General features: G+C 73.0%; 1 protein-coding gene and 2 pseudogenes. All 3 read right to left on the bottom strand.

All coding sequences use genetic code 11. The features are described from left to right. A pseudogene (locus tag IT40_RS28185) lies at positions 1-216 on the bottom strand (tonB-system energizer ExbB); the annotation flags it as partial. 155 nt (positions 217-371) lie between these two features. Continuing rightward, complete coding sequence (locus tag IT40_RS26140; protein WP_036761396.1) at positions 372-1409, bottom strand: siderophore-interacting protein; 1038 nt, start codon at positions 1407-1409, stop codon at positions 372-374. A gap of 60 nt (positions 1410-1469) precedes the next feature. After that, a pseudogene (locus IT40_RS26135) lies at positions 1470-2642 on the bottom strand (pyridoxal-phosphate-dependent aminotransferase family protein). Positions 2643-2749 lie beyond the last annotated feature (107 nt).

Raw genomic sequence — 2749 nt, 5'->3', positions numbered from 1 at the left:
GGGGGCCGCCGCTTCCGGCGTCGCGGGCTGCGGGACTTGGGGCTGCGGGGCCGCGGTTTCGCCGGCGGGGGCGGCCGGCTGGGTCTGGACCTCGGGCGCCGGGCTGGTCTGGCCGCCGGTGGCGGCTTCCTGCGCCGCGATCGGCGTGGCGAGCAGCAGGCAGGTCAAAGCAACGGCGGTCCCCGCGCTACGGCGCGGCAGTGACTTCTGGGTCATGGCGATCCTTATAGTTCCGGCATTCGATCCGTCCGCATCTTGCTGGGCGCGGCACATGCAAACTGGCATGCCGCCGACCCTCTGGCCGCGGTTTGGGCTTCGTATCGATCACCAAGGTAAAATTGTCAACTATTCCGCGGACGGGCTGCCGCGCTTTATGCCGACCAATAGGCGGCCAGGTGGCTTTGCGCCCTGTCGTGGCCCAGCGTTTCCAGCAGCAGGGCGCGAAGCGCGGCAATCTCGGATTTTTCCGCTGCCGCCCACAGATAGCTGCCGGGCAAGGGCGGCTCGTCGCGCAGCAGGGCGCAAAGCGCCGCGGTCCCGCCGGGCAGGTGGCATATGCGGAAGCCCGCGGGCCGGGGCAGCGGATAGCCGGGCCGGGCGCCGAGCAGGAAGACCTGGCCCCGCGCGCTGCCGGCGCGCGATTCGAGGATGCGGGCCATGGCGGGCCAGGCGGTCTCGTCCCCGGCAAGCATCAGCTGCGCGGCCTGCGGGATGCCGCCGCCGCTGGGGCCAAGCAGGCCGATGCGCGCGCCCGGCCGGGCACTTTGCGCCCAATGCGCCGCCCGCCCGCCGGGATGGTCGAAAACGTCCAGCTCCAGCCAACCGGCATCGGCGTCGATGCGGCGCACGGTATAGACCGGGCGGTGCAGCGCCTTGTCGCCCCTGGGCCAGAGGATCTGGCCGTTGGCGCCGAGACGCGGCCATTCCGGCGCGTCGTCGCCGGGTTGCGGCAGGACCAGCCGGAAATGCAGCGAATCCTCGGTGGCAAGCCGGTGCAGGTTGGGCGCGGCCAGCCGCACGCGCAGGAAATCCGGGCAGAGCGGCTCGACCCCGACGACTTCGGCCAGGCTGAAATTGCCGGGCGGCTTGCCGGCATCGGCGGTCGAGGGCCAGCGCAGCGCTGCCGCCGCCGCCGGCAGGTGCTGGCCAAGATGTTCGGAAATCGCCTGCTGCATCGCGCCCAGCCATTCGGCGCGATGGGCGCGGGCAAAGACCAGCACGCCGTCGCCGCGCCGCTTGGCGCCGAACTCGCCCATCTCGACCTGGCACCAGATCGAGCGGCCATGGCCGGTATGCAGCTCCAGCCCGTGTTCCTGGGCCTCGTCGCGGATCAGCCGCTCGATCGGGGCGAAATCCTGGCCGGGCAGCAGGGCCTCGGACTGGAACTCGGGCAGGGGGGTGATGCGCATCTGTCGCCTTTCGTGCCTTGCCCCGGAAAGGTTGGGTCTGCGGCGCCCTGCCGCAAGGGCTCAGGCGAGCCGCGCGATCTCGGCCGCCGCCGCCTCGAGCGCGCCCTTGCCATGCGGGATCGCCAGCGCCGTCATCCCGGCCTCGACCACCGCCAGCACGCCCAGCAGCTGATGCGCATTGGCATGGCCCATATGGGCGATGCGCAGCGCGTTGTCGGGATCGGCGGCGCCCAGGCCGATGCCCAGCGTCACCCCCGCGCGGGCGGCGGTCCATTCGCGCAGGGCGCCGGCCTGCGGCAGCCGGGCCGCAGTGACCTAGCGGGCGCGGCCGGCGGGATCGGCGATCAGCGCGCCGATGCCGGGATGGCCCGCGCCCCAGCGCTCCAGCGCCGCCCATGTCGCCCGCGCCAGCCCCTCGTGCCGGGCCCAGGCGGCGGGCAGGGTTTCCTCGTCCAGAAGCATCCGCAGCGCTTCGTTCATGCCGAAGATGTGCTGGACGGGCGGCGTGCCGCCCCAGAACTGCCACAGCGCCTCGGCCTCGGCCCGCGGGGTCCAGTCCCAATAGGGCGTGGCCAGGCCGCTGCGCCCGCGCGCCTTCACCCGGTCCGAGAACCAGACGAAGGCCAGCCCCGGCGGCACCATCAGCCCCTTCTGGCTGGCCGAGACCAGCAGGTCCACGCCCCATTCGTCCATCCGCAAGGGCTCGCAGCCCAGCGAGGCGATGGCATCGACGGCCAGGAATGCGGGATGGCCGCCCATGGCCGCGCGCAGGGCGGGAATGTCGGCGCGGGCGGAACTGGCGGTATCGACCTGGCAGACCAGCACCGCCCGGATCCGCCCCTCGCGGTCCTGCGCCAGCCGGTCGGCCAGCCGCTGCGGGTCGGGGGGCGCGAGGCCGAAGTCCAGCTCCTCGACCTCGATCCCCAGCGCGCGGGCCGTGGCGGCCCAGCCGCGGCCGAAATGGCCCGAGACCAGCGCCAGCGCCCGCTCGCCCCGGTCGAGCAGGTTGACGTTCGCCGCCTCCCAGCCGGCATGGCCGTTGCCGATATAGGGCACGACATGGCCCGCGGTCCCGGCCAGCCGCCTGAGCCCGGCGATCATCGCCCGGTTCTCGGCCGCCAGCGCCTCGCCGTAGATGTCGGGCGAGGCGCGGTGCATGGCGCGCAGCACGCGGTCGGGCGCGGGCGAGGGGCCGGGAATGGCAAGGACGGCGGCGCCTTGGGCGAAGCTCATGGGGAATGCCTTTCTGATGATCCGTCATCCGTAGGACGGCCCCTGCGTCGGGTCAACCGGGGGCGGGCGAGGTGCGGGGCATGGGTATTTGGACAACGAAGAAGGGC

This window comes from Paracoccus versutus (assembly GCF_000763885.1).
Classification (GTDB): Bacteria; Pseudomonadota; Alphaproteobacteria; order Rhodobacterales; family Rhodobacteraceae; genus Paracoccus; species Paracoccus versutus.
Note: the sequence above shows the minus strand (reverse complement) of the source record. Positions and strands in the feature narration are given on the sequence as shown.